The sequence below is a fragment of the Aquabacter albus genome, assembly GCF_040049275.1.
Lineage (GTDB): Bacteria > Pseudomonadota > Alphaproteobacteria > Rhizobiales > Xanthobacteraceae > Aquabacter.
Window position 1 is genome coordinate 174147 of the sequence record NZ_JBDZDT010000010.1, and the last position, 25638, is coordinate 199784.

Annotated in this window: 27 protein-coding genes and 1 tRNA gene; 19 read left to right on the forward strand and 9 right to left on the reverse strand. The window is 65.6% G+C overall.

Annotated features, from left to right (window positions below):
* The first annotated feature begins 47 nt into the window (after positions 1–47).
* The 3 genes from greA (at position 48) to ABLE91_RS24170 (ending at position 2135) form a co-directional block, all read left to right on the forward strand.
* Positions 48–521: a transcription elongation factor GreA gene (gene greA / locus ABLE91_RS24160; protein ID WP_348935009.1), complete on the forward strand. Its 474-nt coding sequence runs from the start codon at positions 48–50 to the stop codon at positions 519–521.
* A gap of 74 nt (positions 522–595) precedes the next feature.
* Positions 596–1216: a TMEM175 family protein gene (locus ABLE91_RS24165; RefSeq protein WP_348935010.1), complete on the forward strand. Its 621-nt coding sequence runs from the start codon at positions 596–598 to the stop codon at positions 1214–1216.
* A gap of 4 nt (positions 1217–1220) precedes the next feature.
* Positions 1221–2135, forward strand: a complete 915-nt coding sequence (locus ABLE91_RS24170) for an AAA family ATPase (RefSeq protein WP_348935012.1) — start codon at positions 1221–1223, stop codon at positions 2133–2135.
* Here ABLE91_RS24170 and ABLE91_RS24175 read toward each other — a convergent pair whose 3' ends face one another.
* Genes ABLE91_RS24175 through ABLE91_RS24185 form a run of 3 tightly spaced genes read right to left on the reverse strand, consistent with a single transcriptional unit; the run spans position 2136 to position 4178 of the window.
* Entirely contained in the window at positions 2136–2654 is a 519-nt protein-coding gene (locus ABLE91_RS24175; protein ID WP_348935013.1) for a chromate transporter, read from the reverse strand.
* A complete protein-coding gene (locus tag ABLE91_RS24180; RefSeq protein WP_348935015.1) occupies positions 2651–3271 on the reverse strand; it encodes a chromate transporter in 621 nt (206 codons plus the stop codon). The genes ABLE91_RS24175 and ABLE91_RS24180 overlap by 4 nt, the downstream gene beginning before the upstream one ends.
* On the reverse strand, positions 3264–4178 hold the full coding sequence (locus ABLE91_RS24185; RefSeq protein ID WP_348935017.1) for a hypothetical protein: 915 nt from the start codon (positions 4176–4178) through the stop codon (positions 3264–3266). Before ABLE91_RS24185 ends, ABLE91_RS24180 begins: the two co-directional genes overlap by 8 nt.
* A gap of 158 nt (positions 4179–4336) precedes the next feature.
* Here ABLE91_RS24185 and ABLE91_RS24190 point away from each other — a divergent pair, with 158 nt between their 5' ends.
* The gene (locus ABLE91_RS24190; protein ID WP_348935018.1) at positions 4337–5584 is read left to right on the forward strand and encodes a vWA domain-containing protein; all 1248 of its coding nucleotides are present in this window, start codon (positions 4337–4339) and stop codon (positions 5582–5584) included.
* A gap of 170 nt (positions 5585–5754) precedes the next feature.
* Positions 5755–8856, forward strand: coding sequence for an autotransporter domain-containing protein (locus ABLE91_RS24195; protein WP_348935020.1), 3102 nt, complete (start codon positions 5755–5757; stop codon positions 8854–8856).
* A gap of 30 nt (positions 8857–8886) precedes the next feature.
* Here ABLE91_RS24195 and ABLE91_RS24200 read toward each other — a convergent pair whose 3' ends face one another.
* Entirely contained in the window at positions 8887–9912 is a 1026-nt protein-coding gene (locus tag ABLE91_RS24200) for a lysine-2,3-aminomutase-like protein (RefSeq protein ID WP_348935022.1), read from the reverse strand.
* A 121-nt stretch (positions 9913–10033) separates the two neighbouring features.
* On the opposite strand from ABLE91_RS24200, the gene ABLE91_RS24205 reads away from it, so the two are divergent.
* From ABLE91_RS24205 to ABLE91_RS24215, 3 genes are read left to right on the forward strand one after another with little or no spacing between them, the layout of a single operon-like run.
* Positions 10034–10357 carry an XdhC family protein gene (locus tag ABLE91_RS24205; protein WP_348935023.1) on the forward strand — a complete coding sequence of 108 codons (324 nt, stop codon included), beginning with the start codon at positions 10034–10036 and terminating at the stop codon, positions 10355–10357.
* 6 nt (positions 10358–10363) lie between these two features.
* On the forward strand, positions 10364–11074 hold the full coding sequence (locus ABLE91_RS24210) for an XdhC family protein (RefSeq protein WP_348935025.1): 711 nt from the start codon (positions 10364–10366) through the stop codon (positions 11072–11074).
* A complete protein-coding gene (locus tag ABLE91_RS24215) occupies positions 11071–12687 on the forward strand; it encodes an NTP transferase domain-containing protein (RefSeq protein WP_348935027.1) in 1617 nt (538 codons plus the stop codon). The genes ABLE91_RS24210 and ABLE91_RS24215 overlap by 4 nt, the downstream gene beginning before the upstream one ends.
* A 230-nt stretch (positions 12688–12917) precedes the next feature.
* Here the strand turns inward: ABLE91_RS24215 and ABLE91_RS24220 are convergent, their stop codons facing one another.
* The 4 genes from ABLE91_RS24220 to ABLE91_RS24235 form a co-directional block, all read right to left on the reverse strand.
* Positions 12918–13382 (reverse strand): DUF488 domain-containing protein, encoded by a 465-nt coding sequence (locus ABLE91_RS24220; RefSeq protein ID WP_348935029.1) that lies wholly within the window; start codon positions 13380–13382, stop codon positions 12918–12920.
* Positions 13383–13388: 6 nt separating this feature from the next.
* Positions 13389–14711: a TRAP transporter large permease gene (locus tag ABLE91_RS24225; protein ID WP_348935066.1), complete on the reverse strand. Its 1323-nt coding sequence runs from the start codon at positions 14709–14711 to the stop codon at positions 13389–13391.
* 5 nt (positions 14712–14716) lie between these two features.
* Positions 14717–15316 carry a TRAP transporter small permease subunit gene (locus ABLE91_RS24230; protein ID WP_348935030.1) on the reverse strand — a complete coding sequence of 200 codons (600 nt, stop codon included), beginning with the start codon at positions 15314–15316 and terminating at the stop codon, positions 14717–14719.
* A 215-nt stretch (positions 15317–15531) separates the two neighbouring features.
* Positions 15532–16650, reverse strand: coding sequence for a TRAP transporter substrate-binding protein (locus ABLE91_RS24235; protein WP_348935032.1), 1119 nt, complete (start codon positions 16648–16650; stop codon positions 15532–15534).
* Positions 16651–16926: 276 nt separating this feature from the next.
* On the opposite strand from ABLE91_RS24235, the gene ABLE91_RS24240 reads away from it, so the two are divergent.
* The 5 genes from ABLE91_RS24240 (at position 16927) to ABLE91_RS24260 (ending at position 21412) form a co-directional block, all read left to right on the forward strand.
* Positions 16927–17982, forward strand: coding sequence for an OmpA family protein (locus ABLE91_RS24240; protein ID WP_348935033.1), 1056 nt, complete (start codon positions 16927–16929; stop codon positions 17980–17982).
* A 115-nt stretch (positions 17983–18097) separates the two neighbouring features.
* Positions 18098–18808, forward strand: coding sequence for a glutathione S-transferase N-terminal domain-containing protein (locus ABLE91_RS24245; protein WP_348935034.1), 711 nt, complete (start codon positions 18098–18100; stop codon positions 18806–18808).
* A gap of 35 nt (positions 18809–18843) precedes the next feature.
* On the forward strand, positions 18844–20847 hold the full coding sequence (locus ABLE91_RS24250; protein ID WP_348935036.1) for a tetratricopeptide repeat protein: 2004 nt from the start codon (positions 18844–18846) through the stop codon (positions 20845–20847).
* A complete protein-coding gene (locus tag ABLE91_RS24255) occupies positions 20844–21254 on the forward strand; it encodes a DUF6165 family protein (RefSeq protein ID WP_348935037.1) in 411 nt (136 codons plus the stop codon). The genes ABLE91_RS24250 and ABLE91_RS24255 overlap by 4 nt, the downstream gene beginning before the upstream one ends.
* 66 nt (positions 21255–21320) lie before the next feature.
* Positions 21321–21412: transfer RNA gene (locus ABLE91_RS24260), tRNA-Ser, on the forward strand.
* Positions 21413–21670: 258 nt separating this feature from the next.
* Here ABLE91_RS24260 and ABLE91_RS24265 read toward each other — a convergent pair.
* Positions 21671–22132 (reverse strand): hypothetical protein, encoded by a 462-nt coding sequence (locus ABLE91_RS24265; RefSeq protein WP_348935039.1) that lies wholly within the window; start codon positions 22130–22132, stop codon positions 21671–21673.
* 97 nt (positions 22133–22229) lie between these two features.
* Between ABLE91_RS24265 and ABLE91_RS24270 the strand changes: the two genes are divergently transcribed.
* The 6 genes from ABLE91_RS24270 to ABLE91_RS24290 all read left to right on the forward strand — a co-directional run bounded on the left by ABLE91_RS24270 (position 22230) and on the right by ABLE91_RS24290 (position 25490).
* Positions 22230–22508 carry a helix-turn-helix domain-containing protein gene (locus ABLE91_RS24270; RefSeq protein WP_348935040.1) on the forward strand — a complete coding sequence of 93 codons (279 nt, stop codon included), beginning with the start codon at positions 22230–22232 and terminating at the stop codon, positions 22506–22508.
* Between the two features lie 374 nt (positions 22509–22882).
* Positions 22883–23035: a hypothetical protein gene (locus tag ABLE91_RS24275; RefSeq protein WP_348935041.1), complete on the forward strand. Its 153-nt coding sequence runs from the start codon at positions 22883–22885 to the stop codon at positions 23033–23035.
* Between the two features lie 64 nt (positions 23036–23099).
* Positions 23100–23765, forward strand: coding sequence for a hypothetical protein (locus ABLE91_RS24280; RefSeq protein WP_348935042.1), 666 nt, complete (start codon positions 23100–23102; stop codon positions 23763–23765).
* 143 nt (positions 23766–23908) lie between these two features.
* Complete coding sequence (locus ABLE91_RS28985; protein ID WP_510181990.1) at positions 23909–24067, forward strand: helix-turn-helix transcriptional regulator; 159 nt, start codon at positions 23909–23911, stop codon at positions 24065–24067.
* A gap of 224 nt (positions 24068–24291) precedes the next feature.
* Complete coding sequence (locus tag ABLE91_RS24285; RefSeq protein ID WP_348935043.1) at positions 24292–24891, forward strand: DUF4429 domain-containing protein; 600 nt, start codon at positions 24292–24294, stop codon at positions 24889–24891.
* A 164-nt stretch (positions 24892–25055) separates the two neighbouring features.
* Entirely contained in the window at positions 25056–25490 is a 435-nt protein-coding gene (locus ABLE91_RS24290) for a PRC-barrel domain-containing protein (RefSeq protein ID WP_348935044.1), read from the forward strand.
* The last annotated feature ends 148 nt before the right edge of the window (positions 25491–25638 follow it).

The window sequence follows — 25638 nt, forward strand, 5'->3', positions numbered from 1 at the left end:
ATGAACGGCAGGCGAGTCGGGGTCTCAGGAGGTCTTAAGACGGACCCATGGACAAGATTCCCATGACGGGGAGCGGGTATACCGCCCTCGAAATCGAGTTGCGCCAACGCCAGCAGGTGGAGCGCCCCCGGATCATTGCAGCCATCGCCGAAGCGCGCGCTCATGGCGACCTTTCCGAAAACGCGGAGTATCACGCCGCGAAGGAACAGCAGTCGCTGAACGAGGGGCGCATCGCCGATCTGGAGGACAAGATTTCCCGCGCCGAGGTGATCGACGTGGCGAAACTGTCCGGCGACGTGGTGAAATTCGGCGCCACCGTGACCCTCGTGGACGAGGACACGGAAGAGGAGCGCATCTGGCAGATCGTCGGCGACAACGAAGCCGACGCGAAGGCCGGGCGCATCTCCATCTCCTCGCCCATGGCGCGCGCGCTCATCGGCAAGCAGAAGGGCGCCTCGGTGGAGGTCGTGACCCCCAGGGGCGCCCGCTCGTTCGAAATCGTGCAGGTGCGGTGGGTGTAGTTTCGATGGCGCCGTTCGCGCGGCGCCGTCGCTCTCGTTGCACCGGGGTCTGAAACGCGGCCTACTTTCCGCCCATGAGCCGTTTTCCCAAAGCCCGCGTCGATGCGCTGACCGACGGCATCTTCGCGTTCGCCATGACGCTGCTGGTGCTGGACGTGCGCCTGCCGGCGGACCTGCCCATCGCCAGCGCGGGCGAGCTTACGGCCCATCTGCTCTCGCTGGGGCCGCAGATCTTTACCTATCTCATCAGCTTCTTCGTGCTGGGCGCGCAGTGGCGGGCCAGCATCGAGCTGCGGCCGGCGGGGGAGCGCCTCACCGGCGGCGTCGTCTCCTTGTGGCTGATGTATCTGTTCTTCGTCACCACGGTGCCGTTCTCTTCCAGCGTGGTGGGCAAGTACGGCGCCTTTCCCCCGGCGGTTTACGTCTATTCCGCGAACATGATCGCCCTCGGCGTGCTCGTCATCGCGCTGCGCCACCTGGAAGTGCCGGAGGGCAAGCGCTCGCTGGCCCGGGCCGCCGGCTCCCACCTGCCGCTCTTCATCATTGCCGCTCTGGCGTCCATGGTCGTCAGCGTGTTCGAGCCCCGCTACGCCATGTTTGCCTACCTCCTGAATTTCCTACCTCACCTGCCGGGATGGCCGAAGCCCCGCGAGGAGCGCTCGCCATTGGTGGGGCAGGAAAATCGGCTAGACTGAGCCCATGCCCTCTTCCTTCCCCGCTTCCATCGCCGCCACATCAGCTCTGCTGGAAGGCGCCGGCTACGTCCCCGACCGGGCGCTCGCCACCGTGGTCCATCTCGCCTTGCGCATGGGCCGGCCGCTGCTGCTGGAAGGGGAGGCCGGCGTCGGCAAGACCGAGGTGGCGCGCACGCTGGCGAATGCCCTCGGCCGGCGGCTCATCCGCCTGCAATGCTATGAGGGGCTCGACCTTTCGGCGGCCGCCTATGAGTGGAACTATGCTGCCCAGATGATCGCCATCCGCCTCGCCGAAGCGGCGGGGGAGAGCGACAAGGGGTCCATCGCCTCCGACGTCTTCTCCGAGCGCTATCTCCTGCGCCGGCCGCTGCTGGAGGCGCTGGAGCCGGACCCTTCAGGCCCGCCGGTGCTGCTGGTGGACGAACTGGACCGCACGGACGAGGCGTTCGAGGCGTTCCTGCTGGAAGTGCTCTCCGACTTCCAGATCACCATTCCCGAGCTCGGCACGGTGAAGGCGGCGGCCCCGCCCATCATCGTCCTGACCTCGAACCGCACCCGCGAGATCCACGACGCGCTGAAGCGGCGCTGCCTCTATCACTGGGTGGACTATCCCAGCGCCGAGCGGGAGCTTTCCATCCTGCGCAAGCGGCTTCCTGGCGTGCCGGAGCGCCTGTCGGCGCAGGTGGTGGCCTTCGTGCAGGCGATCCGCAAGGAGGATCTGTTCAAGGTGCCCGGCGTCGCCGAGACCCTGGACTGGGCGTCGGCCCTGGTGGAGCTGGATGCTGCCGCTTTGGACCCCGGCCTCGTGGCGGACACGCTGGGCGTGCTGCTCAAATACCAGGACGACATCGCCCGCACCGACGCCCCGCGCATCGAGAAGCTCATCGAGGAAGCGCGCCGCTCAGTGGCGGCGGAATAGTCAGAACGCGAAATACCCCACCACGGCTGCGATCCCGATGAGGGGAATGGGGTTCATGCGCGTCGCCAGCAGCGCGAGAAGGACCGCTGCCGCGATGCCGGCGCTGGTCCATCCGAGAAGGGCGCCCTGCGAGATGCTGATGGCGCCCGCCAGAAGCAGGCCGATGGAGACCGGCGCAAGCCCCCGCTGGATAGATGCGCGCCAGGGCCAGTGATCGAGGCGCTTCCACAGGCGGCCCACATAGAGGGTCAGCAGGCCAGTGGGGACGAAGAAGGCGATGACCACCACGAGCGCGCCCAACGGGCCCGCCACCCATTGGCCGATGCCGGCGATCATCATCATGTTGGGGCCGGGCGCCATCTGGCCGACGCTGTAGAGGTGGATGAGCTGGGGGAAGCTCATCCAGTGGTGCGTGTCCACCACCAGCGCCTTCATCTCCGGAAAGGCTGCCATGCCTCCCCCGACCGTCAGGAGGGAGAGATAGGCGAACACGGCGATCAGGGCCGGAAGCTGGTTCATGGCTGCGGGCTTCCCTCGGGCTTCCGGCGCGGGCGATACCAGAAGATGGCGAGGGCCCCCACCACGGCCAGCACCAGCAGCACCGACTGGTGCAGCACGTTCACGCCGATGACGGTGAGGATGACGAAGCCGAAATCGGCAAAATGGGTGAGCGTCTTGCGCCCAAGCTGGAAGGTGACCGCCAGCACCATGCCCACGGCCGCCGCCGAGACGCCATGGAGGATCGCGGTCACGGCGTCGCTGCTGTTGCCTTGTGCCTGCGTGGCCGCATAGGCGCTGGCCGCCGCCATCATCAGGAGGCCACCCGGCAGGCAGATGCCGAACAGCGCGACCGCCGCCCCGGCTGAGCCCCGCAGGCGGTCGCCCACGAGGATCGCCATGTTGGAGGCATTGAGGCCGGGCAGGGTCTGGCAGATGGACAGAAGCTCGACGAAGGTCTCGTCGTCGATCCATTTGCGCCGCCCCACAAGGCCGGACCGCAGATAGGCCACGACGCCGCCGCCGAAACTGGTGGCGCCGATGACGAAGAAGCCGATGAGGATATCCAGAAGGCTCACCTCAGGGAGGGTGGCCGGCTGCTGCGCGGGACGGGGGAGGGGCGGGGAAGCGTCATTCATGGCTTTGGGGCGGGACGCCCTTCAGGCGATAGACCGCTCCCGTCTTGGTGGTGCCGAGTGCGATCCAGTCCTGCGCTTCCTCCTGCAGATCCCGGAAGAAGGCTTCGCTGCGCTCGAGGGCTTTGGCGCTCAACTCGCCCTGGCGCAGGAAGCGGGCCTGATAGGCGAACTCACCCACAAGCTGGTTCTGGTCGCCGCGGGTGCGCCAGACCGAGACGTTGCACGGCGCGATGAGCCCCTTGCCGAAGTCGAGGGTCCCCAATTGCTGGAGCACTTCCTCGACAGCCGTGCGGTTGACCAGCTTCACATGCTGGCGCGTGCCCCCGAGGATGGGGGAGAGCGCGGGAAAGACGCGGATGAGGGTCGATGCGGCGGTGGGATCGGCGACCCCGCGGGGGCGATAGGGAAACTCCACATTGTGGGAGAACAGCGAGCGCACGCCGCCGAGCCGATCCTTCAGGGGAAGGATCTCTTCCTTGAACTTGATTTTATAGCCGCCGGGGATCTGCGGGCGCACATCCAGCGCCGCGGCCGTGTCGCGATCGGGATGGCGGAACTTGAAGACAATTTCCGGCTCCCCCACCGGGAAGCCGTCCTCATAGGCGATCCGCCGCCGCAGGATGAAGAAATTGTTGTAGAGCCTGAAATCCTGGGTGTCGATGAACAGCACCTCGCGGATCTGCGGCCGCACGGTCTGCGCAGAATGGGGCTCGAAGTCCACGCCCGTGCGCTTGGCGACCCGCCCTACGATCTTGGCGAAATCGAAGAAGCTCTTCACCGAGGTGAACCGAAGGCCATGGAGAATGAGCTTGGCCTGGAGATAATGCACATCGTCGAAGGGATGGCCGTCCGCATAGAGTTGCTGCGGGGCCGCGTCCTCAACGGACGTATCCTTGGCTTGCTTCACGCGCGCTCTCTCCCCCTGAGGCTCCGATTTTGGAACCTTATCCGCCGGAGGGCACCACAGGAGCACATGCGCATCATGCCTGCATAGGAGCCGCCCCGGTCTCCGCCGGCGGTTTAATGGTCCCGCATCTTCGGGCGTGATTGATTAAGGCCGTCTTGATGGCCATCTTTCCGCGCAGTCCCGGCCTTACCGGGCCCGCCACCCGCGTCGCGAAGGATCCCATGCCCGACGGCCGCCTTGCCGACAATGTCGCCTATTTCGGCCGCGCCCTGCGGGCTGCGGGCCTCCCCGTGGGCCCCGGCGACATGCTGGATGCGGTCTCGGCGCTGGAAGTCGCGGGGGTCGGCGGGCGCGAGGACGTTTATTGGACCCTGCATGCGGTGTTCGTGCGCCGGCATGAGGACCATGAGGTGTTCGACCAGGCCTTCCGCCTGTTCTGGCGGCGCCGCGCGCCCATGGAGAAGCTGATCGCCATGCTCTCGCCCGCCGCGCCCGCACGGGAGGGAGAGAAGGCCAAGACCACGCTGCGCCGGGTTCAGGAGGCGCTGTTCGCCGGCATCGGCGAGGAGCGGCCGGCGGAAAAGCCCAAGCTCGAGCTGGATGCCCGCCTCACCGCCTCGGCCGACGACGTGCTGCGCACCCGCGATTTCGCGCAGATGAGCGCGCAGGAGATGGCGGAGGCCCGCCGCCGCATCGCGGCGCTGCGCATGCCCGACGACGAGGCGCCCACCCGCCGCTTCCGCCCCGACCCGCGTGGCGCCCGCTTCGATATGCGCGCGACGCTGCGGTCCTCGCTGGCGACCGGCGGCCTCTTCCTCGCCCCGCGCCTCAAAGCCCCGAAGCACCGCCCCCCGCCAGTGGTGGCACTGGTGGATATATCGGGCTCCATGGGGGACTATTCGCGGGCCATCCTCCATTTCCTCCATGCGCTTTCCGAGACGCGGCGGGTGCATTCCTTCCTGTTCGGCACGCGGCTCACCAACGTCACCCGCGCTCTGCGCCGGCGCGACCCGGACGCGGCCTTGGATGCGGTGGCTGGCGCGGCCAAAGACTGGGCCGGGGGCACCCGCATTGCCGCCTCCCTCCACGCCTTCAACAAGGAGTGGTCGCGCCGGGTTCTGGCGCAGAACCCGGTGGTGCTGCTCATCACCGACGGGCTGGAGCGGGATCCGGACGCGCGCCTGGAGGCGGAGATCGACCGCCTCCACCGCTCCTGCCGCCGCCTCGTCTGGCTTAACCCGCTGCTGCGCTATGAAGGCTTCGAGCCCAAGGCGCGCGGCGTGAGAGCGCTGTTGCCCCATGTGGACGAGTTCCGCCCGGTGCACAATCTTGCGAGCCTGGAGGCGCTGGTGGAGGCGCTGTCGGGCAATGCTGGGCCGAGGCGGAGCCGATTTGCTGTGTCGTGAAAGAATGCGAAATAAAAATCTCACGACTATTCCGAGGACGCCGGAGACGGCGCGGTTGTCGCGACCTTATTCTTCAAGTATTTCATTGAATTCAATGCTCTGACGCGTTTCTTTGAAACATTGCTCGGTGGGAAAGCATGCGGGGATTGGCATTTCAGTTGCGAGAGGCTGTGTCGGCCGTATCCGCAGCGGCTTTGGTTCTTGGATGCGCATCAAACGTCTCCGCCCAGTCGCTTCCGCAATGGGAAACCCCGGAATATTTCCGCTCCGGTTCGCTGGCGCAGATCAATGCGGCCGCGGCCTATGCGCAGGGCTATACGGGTGCCGGCGTGAAGGTGGGGGTGGCCGATAGCGGGCTGTGGACCACGCATTCGGAATTCGCCGGACGCGTCCTGCCGGGATTTGATTTTTCCTATCGGGCCAGTCCTCTGCCTGTCTTTATTCCGACTGATGACGACGATAATTTCGACCTGGGTGAAATTCCCGTGGGGCCGCCGCCGGAAGGCGGCCCTCTGCTGCCTGGCATGAACAGGGATGGAAGTGGCCACGGAACACACGTCGCAGGCATAATCGGCGCTGCGCGCGATGGACAGGAGATGCACGGCGTAGCGTTCGATGCCTCGATCGTGCCCGCCCATGTCAATCTCCTTGAGACCGATTCGGGGGTGAGCGAAGCTTGGCCCTTCCTCATCGCGCAGGGCGTCTCCATCATCAACGCCAGCTACAGGATCGGCTGCGTCGGCTCGGGTCCGGGGGTGCGCTGCAATGCCGAAACGATCACCCGCGAGAGTCTTGAGCATTATTATCCCCTCACCGTCCAGCGCAGCATAGATCTGGCTTCGGCGGATGTCCTGATGGTCGTTGCCACTGGCAATGATAGCAAGGCGCACCCCGATATCCTCGCGGCCCTGCCTGCCATCGTGCCCGAGGTGAAAGACAACTGGCTCGCCGTCGCAGCGGTGGATTCCAACAACACCATCGCATCGTTCAGCAATCGCTGCGGTATCGCGAAGGACTGGTGTCTCGTTGCGCCTGGCGACGATATCTATTCGACCTGGCGGGTCGATGCCGCCCATCCCACCGGCTACAAAGTTGAAGGTGGGACATCCATGGCCGCGCCCGCCGTCAGCGGCGTCGCGGCGCTGGTGAAGCAGGCCTTTCCCTGGTTCACGGCGTACGACCTCCAGCAGGCGCTGCTCACCACCGCCACCGATCTCGGTGCGCCCGGCGTGGACGAGGTGTATGGCTGGGGCCTCGTCAATGCGGGGAAGGCGGTCCGCGGCTACGGCATGTTCACCGGCATGGTGATGCTCGATACCCAGGGCTACGTTTCCACGTTCTCCAATGACATTTCCGGGCCCGGCGGGTTCATCAAGGCGGGCGCGGGGACCCTCATCCTCACCGGCGCCAACACCTATAGCGGCGGCACCGCTGTCGCAGAAGGCAAGCTGGTGCTGGGCAGCTCCACGGCGGCCGGCACCGGCGCAATCGCGCTCGGTGACGGCACCACTTTGGGCTTCGTCAACGGCATCAACGTCGCCAATGCCCTCGCCGTGTCGGGCAATGTCAGTTTCGACCTTGCCTCGGGCATGGCGATCGCGTCCGGCGCGCTCAGCGGCGCGGGCGCCATCGCCTTCACCGGCGACGGCGTCGTCAGCCTCACCGGCGACAGCTCCGCCTTCACGGGCGCATCGACGGTGGACGGCACAGTCTCGGTGAACGGGACGCTGGGCGGCACTGTGAACGTGCAGCAGGGTGGCACGCTGGAAGGCACGGGCACGGTGGGATCGACCACCATTGCGGCGGGCGGCTCCGTGGCGCCGGGAACACAGATCGGCACGCTCACGGTCAACGGGGCGCTGACCTTCGCCCCCGGCTCCACCTATCAAGCGGACATAAATTCCGGTGGCGGCGCGGACGTCATCGCTGTCACGGGCATCGCCACGCTTGGCGGGGCCACGGTTTCTGGCACCCTGGAGCCAGGCGCCTTTTCGCCGGGCACGCGCTACCTCATCCTCACCGCCGCGGGTGGTGTGTCCGGCCTGTTCGGGCAGGCGGTCGAGAGCATGCCCTTCCTGGACCTTCTGTTGATCTATGACCCCACCAGCGTTTCCCTGGAAATCGTGCGCAACGGGGTGCCGCTGCAGAGCGCGGCGGTGACGCGCAATCAGGCCTCCGCCGCGGCCGCGCTCGACGCGCTCGCCTTGGGCAATGCGCTCGGTGATGCCGTGGTCTCGCAGTCGACGGTGGCCAGCGCCCAGCAGGCCTTCAACGCGGTGTCCGGCGAGGTCTATCCCTCGGCTCTGTCGGTGTTCCAAAATGAGAGTCTGATCCTGCGCCGGGCGGTACTGGACCGAGCCCGCGTACCGGTGGCGGGACCGGGCGCCGCGCCGCTCGCTTATGCCCCGGGCCTCGATGTGGCGGCCGATCCCGGCAGCCCCAACGCCTTCTGGGCTCAGGGCTTCGGCGCCTGGGGTCAGATCGACGGCAACGGCAATGCCGCCACCATCTCCGGCAACACCTCCGGCGTGTTCGTGGGCTATGACCGCACCTTCTCCCCCGGCATGGGCGACTGGCGGCTGGGCTTTGCGGCGGGATACTCCTCTTCCAGCTACCAGGTGGATGCGCGCAGTTCCTCCTTCTCCAGCGACAACGCCCATGTGGCGCTCTATGGCGGGGGCACGGTCGGGGCGCTCGGGCTGCGCTTCGGCGGGGCCTATAGCTGGGCGGACATGAGCGTCAGCCGCAGCGTCGTCTTCCCCGGCCTCTTCAACCAGCTCAGCGCCGACACCACCGCCCGCACCGGCCAGGTGTTCGGCGAGGTGAGCTATGGCCTCTCTTTCGCCTCCGTGGGACTGGAGCCGTTCGCGGGCTTGGCTTATGTCAATGTGGATCTCGACGATTTCTCCGAGACGGGCGGTCCCTCCGCGCTGACCTCCTCTGGCGCGAGCGAGGGCGTGACCTATTCCACCCTCGGCGCCCGGGTGAGCGTCCCTCTGGCACTCGGCACCATCGCCACCAGCTTCAAGGGCACGCTGGCGTGGCAGCACGCCTTCGGCGACACGGCGCCGGAGGCGCTGTTCGCCTTCGGCCCCGGCGCCCAGCCCTTCGCCATCTCCGGCGCCCCCATCGCCGCCGACGCGGCGCTCATCGAGGCCGGCCTCGACATGGCGTTCACCGCCAATACGAGCCTGTCCCTTTTCTATGCCGGCCAGCTCGCCAGCACAGAGACCAACAACATGGTCAAGGGCAGCTTCACCCTCAAATTCTGAGGAATCTGCTGGTTGCCGCGGCGCGGCGGCCTATGAGGACCGCTCCAGCGGATAGGCGTGCACCCCGCCGCAATAATCGGTGACGTGCTCGCCCGCGACATAGGAGGGCGTCAGCGGCACCTTGCCGTGCCCGCCGGGGATGTCGAGTACGTAAGTGGGCAGGCAGAGACCCGAGACCCGGCCCCGGAGCGCGCGCATCAGCGCCTGCCCCTCCGCGATGGTGAGGCGGAAATGGGCGGTGCCGGGGGCAAGGTCGGGATGGTGGAGGTAATAGGGCTTCACCCGGCATTCCACTAACGCCCGGAACAGTTCCGCCAGCGTCGTTGCATCGTCGTTCACGCCGCGCAGCAGCACCGACTGGGACAGCACGGGAATGCCCGCATCCACCAGCCGGGCGATGGCGGCGCGCGCCTCCGGCCCCAGCTCGCGGGCATGGTTGGCGTGGATCACCACATAGGAAGTGATGTTATCCGCCTTCAGCGCGGACACCATGTCGGCGCTCACCCGCTCGGGCGCGGCGATGGGGATGCGGGTGTGGAAGCGGGCGATCTTCACATGATCGATCCCGGCGAGCCGGCCCACCACTTCGCGCATGCGGCGGGGAGAGACCATGAAGGGATCGCCGCCGGTGAGGATCACCTCCCAGATTTCCGGATGGGCGCAAACATAGTCGAAGGCCGCATCCAGCGCCTCGGGCGAGAGGGCGTTCTCCGCGCCGGGGCCGACCATCTCGCGGCGGAAGCAGAAGCGGCAATAGACCGCGCACACATTCACCAGCTTCAGCAGCGCTCGGTCGGGATAGCGGTGGACGATGCCGGGAACGGGCGAATGGGCCTCGTCTCCAATGGGGTCGGCCAACTCCTCCGGGCGCACCTCAAGCTCGGCCGCATCGGGCACGAACTGGCGCGCCAGAGCGTCTCCCGGCGCCATGCGCGCCGCCAGAACCGGCGTCACCGCCACCGCATAGCGGGCCGCGACACGCGCGACCTCGTCCCGCCCCACCTCGGGGACGAGGCCGGCGGCGATCAGGTCGTCGGCGGTGCGCAGCGTGGACATATGGCGTTCCAGGGAGAACAATGGTGCAGGCCCGGCGGCTTTCAGGCCGGGCGCGCGCCCCTATATAGGGGATGAGACGCGCGCGCCAAGCCGCGGACAGCCGCCCTCAGGGAGAAGGCCCATGCTCTCGACCGAAGACGACGTATTGGAGGCGGCACTGCGCTGGCGCCGCGAGGGACGTTCCGTGGCGCTCGCCACAGTGCTTGAGACCTGGGGCTCGGCCCCGCGCCCCGTGGGCAGCCATCTGGTGATCGATGCGGACGGCAATTTCCTCGGCTCCGTCTCCGGCGGCTGCGTGGAAGGCGAGGTGGTGAGCGAGGCCGCCGACGTCATCGAGAACGGAAAGCCCCGCATCCTGGAATTCGGCGTGGCGGACGAGACCGCCTGGCGCGTCGGCCTCTCCTGCGGCGGGGCCATCCGGGTCTATGTGGAGCGGGTGGACTGAAGCCCCATGCGCCTCGATCTCCTCTCAAAGCTGATGGCGGAGCGCGCCGCGCGCCGCGCCGCCATCCTCGTCACCGAGCTTGAAACCGGCGCCCAGCGCCTCGTGACGCCCGAGGACGCCACCGCCGATCCGCTTGCCGCCGACCTGCGCAAGGCGTTCCGGACGGGCAAGAGCGGCGCCGTGGGGGAGGGGCCATCCCGCGCCTTCCTCACCGTGGAAGTGCCGCCGCCGCGCCTCGTGGTGATCGGCGCCGTCCATATCTCTCAGGCCCTGGCGCCTTTGGCGCGCGTGGCCGGCTACGACATGGTCATCATCGACCCGCGCACCGCCTTCGCCACCCCCGAGCGCTTTCCCGACGTGCCGCTGATCGCCCAGTGGCCGGACCAGGCGCTGCCCGAAGTGGGGGTGGACCCCTTCACCGCCCTCATCGCGCTCACCCACGATCCCAAGATCGACGAGCCGGCCCTGGAAGCGGGTCTGAGGGCCGGCTGCTTCTATGTGGGGGCGCTGGGCTCGCGGCGCACCCACGCCAAGCGCCTGGAGCGGCTCGCCGCGCGCGGGCTGAGCGCGGACGACACCGCCCGCATCCACGCGCCCATCGGTCTCGATATCGGCGCGGTGAGCCCCGGCGAGATCGCCGTGGCGGTCCTCGGCGAGGTCATCGCCGCGCTGCGCAAGGAAAAAGTCGCGGCGGCACGGCCGGAGGCGGCGGAGTGAAATTCGGCCTCGTCCCGGTGGCGGAGGCGCTGGGCGCCGTCGCTGCCCATGCGGTGAAATCCAACGGCCTGATCCTGAAGAAGGGCACCCGGCTCGGCCCGGCGGAGATCGCCGCGCTGGTGGCGGCCGGCATTTCCGAGGTCATGGTGGCGCGCCTGGAAGAGGGGGATCTCGACGAGGACGCCGCCGCCGCACGCCTCGCCGCCTGCTTCGCCGGCGCCGGCACGCGCGCGGCCCCGCCCTTCACCGGCCGCGCCAATCTCTTCGCCACCGTGCCCGGCGTGCTGGAGGTGGACGCGGCGTCGGTGGATGCCTTCAACCTCGTGGACGAGGCGCTCACCTTCGCCACCCTCGCCCCCTTCCGGCCGGTGGGGGAGGGGGACCTTATCGCCACCGTGAAGATCATTCCTTATGCGGTGTCGGGCGCGCTGGTGGACGTGGCGCTCAAGCGCGCGATCCCGCGCATCGGCATCGCACCGTTCCGCCGCGTGGCGGTGGCGGTCATCTCGACCCTGCTGCCGGGGCTCGCGGACAAGGTGGTGGAGAAGACCCTGCGCGTCACCGCCGAGCGGCTGTCGCGCTTCGGCGCCCGCATCGCCCACGAGGCGCGCGTGCCGCACGAGACCATGGCCCTGCGCGGGGCCATAGACGCGGCAAAGCAGGCCGGTGCGGAGCTGATCCTGGTGTTCGGCGCTTCCGCCATCGCCGACCGGCGGGATGTCATCCCCGCTGCTTTGGAGGCGGCCGGCGGCGCGGTGGAGCGGCTCGGCATGCCGGTGGACCCCGGCAATCTCCTGCTGCTGGGCCGGCTCGGCGACATTCCCGTGCTCGGCGCGCCGGGCTGTGCCCGCAGCCCCAAGGAAAACGGCTTCGATTTCATCCTGGCGCGGCTCCTGGCGGACTTGCCCGTCACCTCGGCTGACGTCGCCCGCATGGGCGCGGGCGGCCTTATCGGTGAGATCGTCACCCGCCCGCAGCCGCGCGAAGAGCCGGTGTCTCCCGCGCCCGCGCCGGTCGCCGCATTGGTGCTGGCGGCGGGGCGCGGCACGCGCATGGGCGGGCCGAACAAGCTTCTGGAAGAGGTGGGCGGGCGCCCGGTGGTGCGCCGCGTGGTGGAGGCCGCGCTCGCCTCGCGCGCGCGGCCCGTCATCGTCGTCACCGGTCATGAGCGCGAGCGTGTTCAGCACGCATTGGCTGGCCTGGATGTGATTGTCGCGCCGAATCCCAACTATGCGGACGGCCTTGCCGGCTCGCTCGCGGCGGGCATCGCGGCGGTGCCGGAGACAGCGCCGGGCGCGCTGGTGCTGCTCGGCGACATGCCGCTGGTGGAGACTTCAACCATCGAGCGTCTCGTTGCGGGCTTCGCGCCGGAGGAGGGGCGGCTGGTGGTGGTGCCGGTGGTGGGCGGTCGGCGGGGCAATCCCGTGCTGTGGTCGCGCCGTTTCTTCCCGGCTCTCGCCGCTCTGGAAGGCGACATGGGTGCCCGCCATCTCATCGCCGCCCATTCCGAGGCGGTGTTCGAGGTGGAAGTGAGCGGGCCGGGCCCGCTGCTGGACGTGGACACGCCGGAGGCCCTGGCGGAGGCGCGGGAGGTGGTTCTGGCGGCGGGCTGAGCTGGGATATCTACCGGGCGCCGGTTCTTGTCCTGGGCGCATGCAGCGCAGCGGAATGCGACCCGGGACCCAGCGCAAGAGACCGCCGAAGGCGCTTCAATGAGCTCTTGCCGCCGCGCGGCGAGAGCGTAACGGCGCTGGTCGCGCCATTGCCGGCTTCGCCGGAGTCTTGCGCTGGGTCCCGGATCTGCGCTCCGGCTCCGCCGTCGCTTGTCCAGGACAAGGGCCCTTTAAAACGCCGCCGGCATCAAATGCTCCACCGGCACATCCAATCGCTCGCACAAGATTTCCGCGAGCCGCAGTCGGTGGCAGCCTTCCACGTGCTGCTCGTAGCACATGAGGCAGATGCGCCGGCCCTTGGTGAGGCTGGCCAGTTCGTCCAGCGCCTCGCGCGCGGCCGGCGTCTCAAGATGGGCGTTGTAGATGCGCATGAGGCCCGCATGGTCGCCGGAGCGGGCAGCAAGGCGCCCCTCCTTGGGCGTGCCCAGCGGGCGCAGATGCACGTAGGCGATGCCGAGTTCGGAAACGCCGGCGGAGAGCGCGCCCTTGGAGAAGCCCGGCCGGCGCGAGGAGGCGACCGCCCTCACGTCCACCAGAAGGTCGACCCCGGCGCGGGTCAGGGTGTCCTGGAACGCGCCGGGGGTGGTGTGCTCATAGCCTACGGTGAACAGCTCCGTTGCTTTGCCCTTTGCCATGGATCCTTACCCATAAAGTGCGCTCGGCAGCCACAAAGCGATGCCGGGGAACACATACAGCAGGATCATGGCGACGATGACGATGGCGAGGAAGGGCATGACGCCTGAGAAGATCTCGTCGATGGAGACATGCTTCGGCGCCACGCCCTTCAGATAGAAGGGTGCCATCGCCACCGGCGGCGACAGGAAGGAGGTCTGCAGGTTCAGCGCGACAAGGATGCCGAAAAAGATCGGGTCCACGCCGAAATTATCCAGCAGTGGCAGGAAGATGGGCAGGAAGATCACGATGATCTCCGTCCATTCCAGAGGCCAGCCCAGGACAAAGATGATGGCCTGGGTCAGTAGCAGGAAGCCCACCGAACCGAGGTTCAGCGAGAGGACGAAGTTCTCCACCAGCTGCTGCCCGCCCAGAAGCGCGAACATGGCGGAGAACACCGCCGAGCCCACGAACAGCCAGCACACCATGGCGGAGGCGCGGGCCGTGAGGAACACGCTCTCCTTCAGCTTGTTGATGGAGAAGGAGCGGTAAGCCACCGCCAGCAGGATGGCGCCGCCCGCGCCCACCGCCGCCGCCTCCGAGGGGGTGGCAAGCCCGAACACGATGGCGCCCAGCACGCCGGTGATCAGCACCGCCAGCGGGAAGAAGGAGGAGGCGAGGGCGCCGAGGATCTCCCACACGGAGGACGCTTTGGCTTCCGGCGGAAGCTTGGGCGCGAGCGCGGGGTTCAGCATGGCCCGGATGATCACATAGAGCATGTAGAGCCCGGTGAGCATCAGGCCCGGCATGAAGGCGGCGGCGTAGAGCTTCACCACCGAGACGCCGGCGGTGGCGCCGTAGAGGATCAGCATGACGCTGGGCGGGATGAGGATGCCGAGGCACCCGCCCGCGCAGACCACGCCCGCCGCGAGCTTGGTGTCGTAGCCGGCGCGCAGCATGGCGGGGAAGGCGAGGAGCCCCATCAGCGTCACCACCGCGCCGACGATGCCGGTGGCGGTGGCGAACATGGCGCAGGTGACGAGGGTTGCGACCGCGAGCGAGCCCGGCACCCAGCCGGCGGCGAGCTGGATGGCACGGAACAGCCGGTCGAGGATGTTCGCGCGCTCCACCACATATCCCATGAACAGGAACAGCGGGATGGAGATGAGCACGTCGTTCGCCATCACGCTGTAGGTGCGCTGGACGAAGAGCTGGAACACCGTGTCGCCGCGGGTGAAATAGCCAAAGCCCACGCCGAGGGCCATGAGCGTGAAGGCGATGGGGAAGCCCAGCATCAAGAAGACGAGGAACAGCACCAGCATGAGGATGCCGAGAGCGGGGTCCGACAACATGAACATTACAGGGCCCCCTTGCCGATGGCCTCAGCATCCGCCTTGTTGGCGGCCTGTTCGAGAATGAGTTTTTCCATCTCCTCCACGTCGTGCAGGCGGTCCGGCCATGTGCCGGTGCGCAGGCAGATGATGCAGCGGATCACCTCCACCACCCCCTGGAGGAACATGAGTACGCCGGTGAGCGGGATCAGCCCCTTGAACGGCCAGATCATCGGCCCGTCGGGGGAGAAGGATGAGTGCTCGTTGAGCATCATGGAGAGGCGGAAATAGCCCCAGCCGGCATAGATGAGGGCCAGGATGCCGGGAAAGAAGAACAGGAAGTAGAGAACGAGGTCCACGCCCGCCTGCCGCTTCGGCGACCAGTTGCGATAGAGGAAGTCGCCCCGCACATGGCCGTTGCGCGACAGGGTGTAGGCGCCGGCCATCATGAACAGCGTGCCGTACAGCATGTAGGACACGTCATAGGCCCAGGAGGTGGGCGCGCGCAGCGCGTAGCGGCAGAAGACCTCGTAGCAGATGGCCACCGTCAGGATGACGATCACCCAGGCGAACAGCTTGCCGATGAAGGTGTTGAATCGGTCGATGGCGAGCAGGAAACTTTGCATTCTGGTTCCCTCGGATGGTCTTGGGCGCGAGAGGGAACGGAACAACCTCGCAGCCGCCACGCGCGGCGCCGGCTGCATCCTCGTTCCCCGGGCGGTGGTCGCGCACAGCGCGCCGCCGCCTCGTTTCCTCTACGTAATATAGCCTATTAAGCGCATGGCCGGGACAAGGCCCGGCCATGCAAAAGCGGCGAAGGACGCTTTGGAGGCGCGCCCGCTCAAGCCTTCTGGAAGAAGTGCTTGTAGGCGGTGGCGCTGTCGGCCTCGTACTGGAGGCGGAAGCCGACCACGCGCTTGGCCCACGCCATCTGGCTGTCCACCACCTTCTTGAAGAACGGGTCGGCGGACAGGTTGGCGATCACCTTGTCCCAGGCGTTGAGCTGGGCTTCCAGCACCGACTTCGGTGTCGGGATGATCTTCACGCCACGTGCTCTCAGGACTTCGAGATCCTTCGAATAGCGATCCTGCGCCTTCCACATCATGTCGGAGGAGGCGGCATCCGCCGCGCCCTTGATGATGGCCTGGACGTCCTTGGGCAGGCTCTCGAACTTGGTCTTGTTGAACAGGACCTCGAAGCATTCGAGCGCCTGGTGATAGGACTGCACCATGTAGACCTTCGAGACGTCGGCGAAGCCGAGCACGAGGTCGGAGGAGGGGTTGTTGAACTCCGCGCCCTCCAGAAGGCCGCGATCCATGGCGGGGACGATTTCGCCGCCCGGCACGATGGTGACCGCGACGCCCAGTTCCTTGAAGAGGTCCGCGCCGAGGCCGACTGTGCGGTACTTCATGCCCTTCAGCTGGTCGACGCTGGTGATCTCGGACTTGAACCAGCCGAGGGGCTGCGTGGGCATGGGCCCGGTGAGCAGGCCCACGACGTTGAGCTTGAGGATCTGCTGGGTCAGCTCGTCATAGAGCTGCTGGCCACCGCCGTAGCGGACCCAGCCGAGCAGTTCGTCCGCATCCCAGCCGAAGGCCGGGGCGGTGCCGAACAGGGAGAAGGCCTTGTTCTTGCCGTACCAGTAGGCGGACACGCCGTGGCCGCCGTCGATGATGCCCGAGGAGACCGCATCGAGCACCTGGAAGGCCGGCACCACGGCGCCGGCCGCGAGCAGCTCCAGCTCGATGCGGCCGCCGGCCATGGTGTTCACATAGCGGACGAAGTCCCCGGCGAACTCGTGGAAGATATCCTTGTTCGGCCAGGTGGACTGGAATTTCAGCTTGATGGGCGCCTGCGCATGCACCGCGGGCGCGGCGATGGCCGTGGCGCCGGCGGCGGCAACCGCCGTCGTCATGAAGGCGCGCCGATTCGGGCGCGCACCCTCGTGCTCGTTGGACATATTCTTCCTCCCTCGCGGGCCCGGCCTCCAGGGTGAGGAGGCACGACGGTGTTGGCGCACCGCCCGCTTGACCTAAGAAGAAGACGCTACGTTATGCCCCAAGGGCAATAGACTTTAGTCGTAAAAATGGGAAAAATTTTCATGTCTGCGTCTTGGCCGGTGCCATCCCCGCAAACACGCGCCGCCGCTTATCTTGCCGGCTTGAAGATTGGGGTTGGACTATGCGCAAAAAGCAGTATGGAACTCAGTACGCCTTCCCCTACCGGAGTGCATCCAATGGCTCTCGCTCGGTCTTTTGCGCTCACCTTCCTTTTGCTTATCTCCACCCACGTCTTTGCTCAGGGCGCTTTCGAAGTATTTCTCGCTAAGGATGTCCAAGGCGCCGCCGACAACCCGCTGACTGGCCGCTACAAGGATTCCATTCTGCTTGCGCAGACCACCAAGGCGTTCGACGAGCTGACGCTCCCATCGGGACCGGCCACGGGCGCCACTTATTCCGACGCCAAGAAGTTCACCTCCGTGGTGCGCGCCCAGGGGAAGGTGACGCGCTCGCTCTACGTCGCGCCTGCGGGACGCTCCTCTTTGGAGGTGATGACGAATTTCACCGAGACGCTGGCCGCCAAGGGGTTCGAGCCGGTGTTCCGCTGCGCCGGTGAGGAATGCGGCGAGAGCTTCTATTATCTCAAGTACCGCTGGGATAAGGCGGAGACGAAGGTGGTCGGCCCGAACTACGAGCAGGCCCGCCGGCAGATGATCGATGCGATCTTCGATCAGGTGGTCGATGTGCGCTACGCCTTGATGAAGAAGACCGCGCCCGAGGGCGACACCTATGCCGGCATCTATGTGGCCGTGAACCGGGGCGGCGGCTTCGGCGATATCTCCCGCGTGCTTTCGGACCGGGTGGGCGTGCTGGTGGAGACTGTCGAGCCCAAGGCCATGGACCGCCGCATGGAGGTGGTCAGCGCCGAGCAGATCACCGGCAAGATGGCGTCCGACGGCAAGGCGGTGTTCTACGGCATCCAGTTCGATTTCGACAAAGCCGACATCAAGCCGGAGTCCGAGCCGCAGCTTGCGCAGATGGTGAAGTTCCTGAAGGAAAATCCGGGCCTGAAGGTCTATGTGGTCGGCCACACGGACAATAAGGGCACGCTGGACTACAACGTCACCCTCTCCAACAAGCGCGCCGATTCCCTCGCCAAGGCGCTCGCCAAGCTCGGCATCGATCCAAAGCGCATGGTCGCCCGCGGCCTCGGTCCGCTCGCGCCCGTGGCCAGCAACCGGACGGAAGACGGCCAAGCCAAGAACCGGCGCGTGGAGTTGGTGGAACAATAGTCCCGCTCGGGCGGTCCTCCCCAAGTCCACTTTCAACAATGCTTGCCGTCCGCGAGCGGCGGGAATACGTCTATCGCCCTTCGCCGGCTCAGACCGGCCGGGACGGAGTGAGCACATGGCCGATATCCAGCAGCCGATCGAGCTTCATTACTGGCCGACGCCAAACGGCTGGAAGATCAGCATCATGCTGGAGGAGTGCGGCCTTCCCTACGAGGTCAAGCTGGTGAATATCGGCAAGGGCGAACAGTTCAAGCCCGAATTCCTTGCCGTATCCCCGAACAACAAGATCCCCGCCATCGTCGATCCCGACGGGCCGGGCGGCACGCCCATCTCGGTGTTCGAGTCCGGCGCCATCCTGCAATATCTCGGTCGCAAGACGGGCAAATTCTACCCGGCCGACGAGCGCAAGCGGGTGGAGGTGGACGAGTGGCTGTTCTGGCAGATGGGCGGCCTCGGCCCCATGGCCGGCCAGGCGCACCATTTCCGCATCTATGCGCCCGAGAAGATCCCCTACGCCATCGAGCGCTACACCAACGAGGTGCACCGGCTCTATGGCGTCATGAACAAGCGCCTGAAGGACAGCGAATTCCTCGCCGGTGACTATTCCATCGCCGACATGGCCTGCCTGGGCTGGGCGAAGCTCTGGGAGCGGCAGGGGCAGAAAGTCGAGGAATTCCCGCATTTCAAGCGCTGGCTCGAAACGGTGATGATGCGCCCCGCCGTGCAGCGCGGCCTGCATGTGAATGCGGAGGAACGCCAGAAGCTCGACCTCTCCAAGGACAAAGAGGCGCAGAAGATGCTTTTCGGCCAGCGCGCCAGGAGCTAGAGAAGCGGCCCCGCCCTTAGCCAAGAGAGTTGACCATGTCCCCCGATCCGCGCGCCGTCCTCGCCGAGGCCGCCGCCCTGCATCGCGCGGGGCAGATGGAGGCGGCCATCGACGGTTTCCGCCGCGCCGCGGCCCTGCAGCCGTCCTTCACGGACGCGCACCGCATGCTGGCCATGGCCCTGCTCCAGACCGGCCGGCCCAAGGAAGCCGTGCAGAGCGCGCGCGCCGCCTCAAACCTTGCGCCCAATGATCCCCATGCTCTGCTGCTGCTGGGTGTCGGCCTCCAGGCGGCGGGGCAGGCGGAGAAGGCGCTGGCCCAGTTCGACAAGGCGGTGAAGCTTGCGCCCGGCTTCGGCGAGGCGCAGTTCCAGGCGGGCAACGCGCTGGCCGCGCTCGGCCGCTTCAAGGAGGCGGTGGCGCGCTATTCCCGGGCGCTGGAGCTGGATCCCCGTGCCGTGGAGGCTCTCGCCAACCGGGCGGTCGCCTTGGGGCGGCTGAAGCTCCACACCGAAGCTCTGGCGGATTTCGATCACCTCATCGCGCTCCAGCCCTGGATGCCCATGCATCTGGCCAACAAGGGCAATCTTCTGCTGGAGACCGGTGACATAGCCGGCGCTGCCGCCGTAGCGGAAAAGGCGCTGGAGACGGCGCCGCGCGATGCGGACGTCCTTTTCTTGCTGGGGCAGGCTCGGTTTGCGAGCGTCGACCTTGAGGGAGCCCGCTCCGCATTCCAGCAGGCGGTGGACGTCGCGCCAGGGCGCGTCGATATCCGCGTGCTTCTTGCCCAGGTCCTGCGCCGGCAGGAGGCTCCCACCGAAGCCATTCATCAGTGCGATGCCGCCCTGGAGCGGGACCCGCGCCACGCCGGCGCGTTCTATGAGCGCGGGGAGGCAAAGCGTGCCGCGGGCGACGCGGCCGGTGCGCTTGCGGACCTCGATTCCGCGCTCGCGATTGCTCCCCGTCACGTGGAGGCGGCCGTCGCGCGCTCCTACGTGCTCGCCGATCTCGGCCGGATGGGCGAGGTGCGCCCCGCCATTGAGCGGGCGCTGCGGAACGGGCCGAAGCACTCCGATGCCGTCTTCCATCTCGCCATGGACGATCTCGCGCTGGGGCGCTGGGCGAAAGGCTGGGCGGGCTATGAGGAGCGCGCGCGCATCGTGCCGCCCACCTATAAGCCGCTTCCCTTCGCGCGCTGGGATGGCAAGGAGATACCCTCCGAGCTGGTGGTGCTGGGTGAGCAGGGGCTCGGCGACGCCATCCAGTTCGCCCGTCTTGTGCCTTTGCTGGCGGAACGCGGCATTCCGGTGAAATTCTTGGTTCGCGCGCCTCTTGCGCCGCTGATGACCACGCTTCATCCCGGCGTTGCGCTGATATCGGACGAGTCGGACCTCGACCTGTCAGCTCCGGGGCTGCGTTGGGTGCCGCTGGGAAGCCTACCGCTCCTCATCGCGCAGGACCCGGCGGCGTGGCCGTCCGTGCCTTATCTTGCTGCCGAGCCGGAACGCGCGCGGCAATGGCGCCATGTGCGCGAGACCGGCGACTTCGTGATCGGCATCACCTGGCAGGGCAGCACGCGGCGCGACATCGATGTCGGCCGCTCGGCGCCGCTCAGCGCATTTGCGCCGCTCGCGGCCGTGCCGGGCGTCAAGCTTGTCGCGATCCAGCGCAATGCCGGCGAGGAGCAGGTGGACGAGGTGCCGTTCAAGGGCCGGCTCCTGCGACTCGATGCAGACTTTGACGCCGACGGCGCCTTCCTCGACAGCGCGGCGCTACTCCAGCACCTCGACCTCGTGGTCACTACGGACACCTCCATGGCCCACCTTGCCGGGGCGCTCGGCCGCCCCGCCATCGTGGCGCTGAAGGCGGTGCCGGACTGGCGCTGGGGAAGGGCAGGGGAGGCGAGTGTGTTCTATCCTTCGCTCACCCTCGTGCGGCAGACGAAGGCCGGCGACTGGGCCGGCGTGTTTGAGACCATCACGGAGATGGTGCGCGGGCGCATGGCCGCTCGGCCCGAGGTAGAGAGCGGAGCATCCGCATGACCGAGCCCGCGCGCGCCGGCGAGACCGTCGATATCCTCGCTCCCATTTCCGCGGGCGAGCTGATCGACAAGATCACCATCCTCCAGATCAAGACCGAGCGCATGACCGACCCGGCGAAGCTGGTGAATGTCGCGCGCGAACTCGCGGCGCTTGTTGCCCTGCGTGATTCTCATGGCCTGGAGGGCATCGAGACCCTCACCGAGGATCTGAAGGTGGTGAACGAGACGCTGTGGCAGGTGGAGGACGAGATTCGCGAGCTGGAGGCCGAAGGCCGGTTCGATGCGCGATTCATCGAGCTTGCCCGTGCCGTCTACGCGACCAACGACCGGCGCGCAGCCATCAAGAAGGAGATCAACCTCATGGTGGGCTCCTCCATCGTCGAAGAGAAGTCCTACGCGGGCAGTTGAACCGACGGGGACAATGTCCGTCCTGACCTTGCAAAGCCGTCTCCGGTTCGGCATAGGAGACACAGTGGAGACGTGGCCGAGAGGCTGAAGGCACTCGTTTGCTAAATGAGCAGACCCCCAAAAGGGTCTCGAGGGTTCGAATCCCTCCGTCTCCGCCACTAGCCCTTGAAATCATTGAGTTTTTTGGCGTTTTTTGGGGCGTGTCATAACCGTCCCCATAACCTGGGCCGGCCATACCCATTAGAGATTCGAACCTCGGGATTCGAACCCTTCGTGAGGGTGGGGGCTCTTAAAATCGCGGTTTCGGGAAGAGAGCCCGCGGCAAGCCCTGTGACGGGTTGACGCAGAGAGCCTCAGAAATGTGCCCCGTCACCTTGCGGATGACGGGGCGTCCAGCGGGCACGCGGGCAATGGAGTTAGACCGTTCGGTGGCCCCCCAGATCCTGACTATAGCATGGGCTTAGGCGGGCCTCAGACACCGCGTCCGGCTCCACGCACTGCTCGGGCGCCAAGCCACTCTCCTTAGCCCTCGCAGCGGCCTCCCGAGCCCATGTGGCAAGCGTGTTGAGGTCCACGCCGGCGGTGTCCATGACTGCCGCGCCGCGCCACATGGGAGGCATCCCCCATCGCCAGTCGCCCCCGGGAGGGAAGTGGAAGACACCAGCGGGCGTGTGCGTGGTCTCCTTCACATCCCACCCCATGATGGCGCAGAGGATCCGCCGCTCGTTAAAAAGCCATTCGGCGTAGGCCAGGGCCATGAACCAGTTCTTGGAACCTGGCGTCGGGGCGCGAGGCTTGCCGGCGGGCAACAGGCTGTTGTCGTTGGTGGGCGGGGTGAGGTGGGTTGGAAAGGATTGGTTAAGGATGTCGGTGGGCATTGGGTTGGCGTCCTTGCTCAGGCGTCCTGATTTCGGTACATCATACCGATAGCGCGGCGCCAACATTACGTCAACACGAATTCAGGACACAATTACGATGAACGTCGTTCAGTGCAGGATGGCGCGCACCGCCCTGGGGTGGGGCGTGCGTGATCTCGCCAAAGCCGCATCCGTATCTGTGGATACGATATCGAGGCTGGAGCGCGGAGAGGATCTGTTACCACGGACCCTCACCGCCATCCGCACAGCTCTCGAATCCGCCGGCGTCCAATTCCTGGATAACGGCGATGTTGCAGGCGGGCCCGGCGTGGCGCTGAAGGTTGGCGCGGATGAGGGGCTACGGCCGGAGCAGTTGAATGCCGGCAATGACGGCTGAGAAGCCACCGTCGCGTGCGTATAAGGCTTATGACACTACCGTCTGGACAGCCCAGGTGCCGCTTGCAACTAATGCTCCCATAATACCTGGGAGGCGGGAAGATGGGATAAGTTTGGCTGAGGCTGAGTGGCATGATGCCACCCCTTGCCATTGCGCTGTGCGGTTGCGTGTCTTCGGCCAGCGTACCTATCACAGGCCAAATGCCCGCCGGCACCCCTGCTGCAGGACAAGCTACAGCCCGATCGGATGGGGACGGCTCATTTTGGGTACAGATCCCTGCAGGCCCAAGGTGCGATGGGAATTACAATTCGACCGATACAAATCCGACGCTGGTGGTGCAGGTAAGATGCACTGACGGGCGGTTTGGACAGACCGTGATCACCCGCCAAATGGATCTAATTTCCGGCACCGCAATCGTCACCCTGAACGACGGCACGCGTGGGCAGTTTGTGTTTGGTAATTTAAGATTTGATCAGGCTTTTGGCGACGGGGGCAAGGCAATGACGGCGCCCACTATTCTGAGGTGATGATCTACCGTGCTTCATCTGCCGGCCGCGCGACTGGTAGATGGTAATGACCTTCACCGACTGAATGGGCGCGATCTGGAAAAGGACTCAGTCGCCGATGTCGACCGACCTAGGAGCCGATGTATCGGGTGCTGCGAAGAAGCTCAACTTGTGGGCAGACATGGCCGCGAGAGCATATGGAGCTTATTCCGGGATAAACGCTTCAATCGCTGCCGCGTCCGACAAGTCCCTCCCTTCGATTCATCACGCTCATGAAATTCGTCAACAGTTGGCGCTGATGTCTGTAATCCGGACTTTCGCGTTGCTGGATCGAGATGCCGGCCTTTCTATGCAGTCGGTGCATCGTTTCTTGAAACGAGAGGAGGCTATCAGGCTCGTCGCAGAATCGTTTGCCCTAAGTGAGCCCCCGTCGAGTTTGGAAGGCGCGAAGCGTGACAGTTCGTTGGCAGTCCAGCGATTTCTCCTAAAGTACGGCGAAATCGACTGGACTGTATTCGGTCGACTTCAGAGCTTTAGAAATGTCGCGATCTCTCATATAACTTGGCGAGAAGTGGACAAGTTCGTAACGTATGGCGAATTAGAGCATCTAGTTCGCATATCATGTGCGCTGGCAGGGGAGTTCACTTTCATGACAAGCGGACTAAATGACTGGCCAGAAGAACAGATCGCCGTCAGTTACGACGATGCTTTTATGTTTTGGAGTGCTGCGCTTAAAGCAAGCCTCACCTAGTCGCCGGCGCGATGCCAATAGCCCCCTGAATCGAGCCAAGGCCATTGCAGAGGCAGCTAGATTGAAGCGGGCTCGGGTGAAAGAGGGAAGCCGTGACCAGTAACGGTGGTTCCGGGACGGCTTATAGCCTAGCGGAGGCCACTGTGATCGATCTGCGCGAGTGTGCGCGAATCTCGGGAATTAGCCTGTCGACGCTCCGTCGCAGGATCGACGAGGGGGACGGGCCGAAAGTGCTCCGCATGTCACCCCGGCGAGTCGGCATTAGGGCCGGAGATCTTTGGCGCTGGATAGAGTCGAGGTGATGCGCTGCCGCCCTCTAGAGCGGCGGTGCGGCGGGGCAAAGCGCCTAGGCCCTTTGAAAAACTTTATCTCCTCCTTTGAGCTTGAATGAATTTAAGCCCGTCTTCTCGAGAACAGACCCATCCTGAAGTTCAAAGCGTTTACGTACTTGATCTTGGCTCGACATTCCATCCCTTCTGTTCTCATTGGATTTTATTCTGAGCTGAAGGTAGGTTATGAGATATAATTGCCCATCATCGTCCACGGCTCTGAACGTTTCGACTATCTGCCACTTGTTGAGCACCGGGATATCCTTATATCAATTCAGTATTGCATTGTAGAAGTTAGGCAGGGGTTCCCCGAACTACGCAATGATCAAACCCGTCGCCCTATAAGGCGAGAACGTGCCAGCGGGCTCTCTCCGCTCCTCCCCTTTGGAGCATGGACAAGCCCAAGCCGCCGCGCAACTATCGCGAGCGTAAGCATTGGGGGAACGGTCGTGGGAAGCGCGCAGGGCAAGAACGGGGCAATATCATTCGATGGCAAGCTGATCACCATCACGAAGGGCGGCGGCGGACTGGGAACGTTTCTCAATCAGGGCATACAGGGTGACAGATACATTCTCGCCCTAGCTATTACGGCTGTTGAATTCAGGGATTCGGCCAAAGGGGGCGGCGGCTTTATCGCTTTTGATTTTCCGGGAAAAAACCCGCCCCGCGGCGGAGTCTTCGACGCCATGGCAGACGAAAATGCTGTGGTGTTCACGGCGGATCAGCGGGAAGACTTCATAAAGGTTCGGGATGAGATCCTCGCCTTCATGTGGGGCTCGACACAGCCTCCCGTATGACACGGTAGGTCCTCGGCACTCCATTGACCCCCGTCCGGGTGAGACCCCTATCCTCGCCGACCCCCCGGCGCGACATGCCCCCCACATCCACTGTTGGGGCGAGCCTAAACGGAACGCCTATGCCGCTCCGGCGTTTCTCCCGCGCATTCAACGGGAGATACCCCATGCGTAACCTGATCCTTGCCGCGGTCGCCGCTTCTGCGCTTGTAGCTCCCGCGTACGCCCAGACCACGACGACCCCCAGCGCCACGGCCCCCGCAGCAACCACCACGGCGACCACCGGGGCCGCGAAATTCGTGAACGTCCCGAACAGGGCCGCGATGAGCGAGCAAATCACCGACCTCGACATCTATAACAACGCCGGCGAGAAAGTCGGTGAGATTGAAGATGTCGTGATCAACGGCAAAGAAGTCGCTGGCTATGTCGTTTCGGTCGGCGGCTTCCTGGGAATGGGCACCAAGTATGTGGTGATTGATCCCGCCTCCGTGATGATCACTTATGATGAAAGCAATAAAAAGTGGAACGCGAAGATGGACGTTTCCAAGGATCAGGTTAAGGCAGCGCCCGAATACAAGTACGACGCGAAACACAAGAGCTGATATCCGGTAGAGAGATAGCCGGGACGACCAACCGCCGGGCCCAGCTCGGCGGTTTTTTATTGCTCCACGCGCCGATCTATCACCAGCGCAAGAGGCGGATCATATCCGGCGGCGCCAAGTGATCTGGGGGCGGAGGCACAAAGCGACT

Excerpts from the sequence above, each read along its gene's own strand:
- ABLE91_RS24270 (WP_348935040.1), top strand. The coding sequence starts at position 22,230 with ATGAACGTCGTTCAGTGCAGGATGGCGCGCACCGCCCTGGGGTGGGGC.
- ABLE91_RS24175 (WP_348935013.1), bottom strand. The coding sequence starts at position 2,654 with ATGAACCAGCTTCCGGCCCTGATCGCCGTGTTCGCCTATCTCTCCCTC.
- ABLE91_RS24235 (WP_348935032.1), bottom strand. The coding sequence starts at position 16,650 with ATGTCCAACGAGCACGAGGGTGCGCGCCCGAATCGGCGCGCCTTCATG.
- ABLE91_RS24205 (WP_348935023.1), top strand. The coding sequence starts at position 10,034 with ATGCTCTCGACCGAAGACGACGTATTGGAGGCGGCACTGCGCTGGCGC.
- ABLE91_RS24250 (WP_348935036.1), top strand. The coding sequence starts at position 18,844 with ATGTCCCCCGATCCGCGCGCCGTCCTCGCCGAGGCCGCCGCCCTGCAT.
- ABLE91_RS24225 (WP_348935066.1), bottom strand. The coding sequence starts at position 14,711 with ATGTTGTCGGACCCCGCTCTCGGCATCCTCATGCTGGTGCTGTTCCTC.
- ABLE91_RS24165 (WP_348935010.1), top strand. The coding sequence starts at position 596 with ATGAGCCGTTTTCCCAAAGCCCGCGTCGATGCGCTGACCGACGGCATC.
- ABLE91_RS24180 (WP_348935015.1), bottom strand. The coding sequence starts at position 3,271 with ATGAATGACGCTTCCCCGCCCCTCCCCCGTCCCGCGCAGCAGCCGGCC.
- ABLE91_RS24230 (WP_348935030.1), bottom strand. The coding sequence starts at position 15,316 with ATGCAAAGTTTCCTGCTCGCCATCGACCGATTCAACACCTTCATCGGC.
- ABLE91_RS24280 (WP_348935042.1), top strand. The coding sequence starts at position 23,100 with ATGGGCGCGATCTGGAAAAGGACTCAGTCGCCGATGTCGACCGACCTA.
- ABLE91_RS24170 (WP_348935012.1), top strand. The coding sequence starts at position 1,221 with ATGCCCTCTTCCTTCCCCGCTTCCATCGCCGCCACATCAGCTCTGCTG.
- greA (WP_348935009.1), top strand. The coding sequence starts at position 48 with ATGGACAAGATTCCCATGACGGGGAGCGGGTATACCGCCCTCGAAATC.
- ABLE91_RS24265 (WP_348935039.1), bottom strand. The coding sequence starts at position 22,132 with ATGCCCACCGACATCCTTAACCAATCCTTTCCAACCCACCTCACCCCG.
- ABLE91_RS24200 (WP_348935022.1), bottom strand. The coding sequence starts at position 9,912 with ATGTCCACGCTGCGCACCGCCGACGACCTGATCGCCGCCGGCCTCGTC.
- ABLE91_RS24290 (WP_348935044.1), top strand. The coding sequence starts at position 25,056 with ATGCGTAACCTGATCCTTGCCGCGGTCGCCGCTTCTGCGCTTGTAGCT.
- ABLE91_RS24240 (WP_348935033.1), top strand. The coding sequence starts at position 16,927 with ATGGCTCTCGCTCGGTCTTTTGCGCTCACCTTCCTTTTGCTTATCTCC.
- ABLE91_RS24220 (WP_348935029.1), bottom strand. The coding sequence starts at position 13,382 with ATGGCAAAGGGCAAAGCAACGGAGCTGTTCACCGTAGGCTATGAGCAC.
- ABLE91_RS24210 (WP_348935025.1), top strand. The coding sequence starts at position 10,364 with ATGCGCCTCGATCTCCTCTCAAAGCTGATGGCGGAGCGCGCCGCGCGC.
- ABLE91_RS24255 (WP_348935037.1), top strand. The coding sequence starts at position 20,844 with ATGACCGAGCCCGCGCGCGCCGGCGAGACCGTCGATATCCTCGCTCCC.
- ABLE91_RS24190 (WP_348935018.1), top strand. The coding sequence starts at position 4,337 with ATGGCCATCTTTCCGCGCAGTCCCGGCCTTACCGGGCCCGCCACCCGC.
- ABLE91_RS24245 (WP_348935034.1), top strand. The coding sequence starts at position 18,098 with ATGGCCGATATCCAGCAGCCGATCGAGCTTCATTACTGGCCGACGCCA.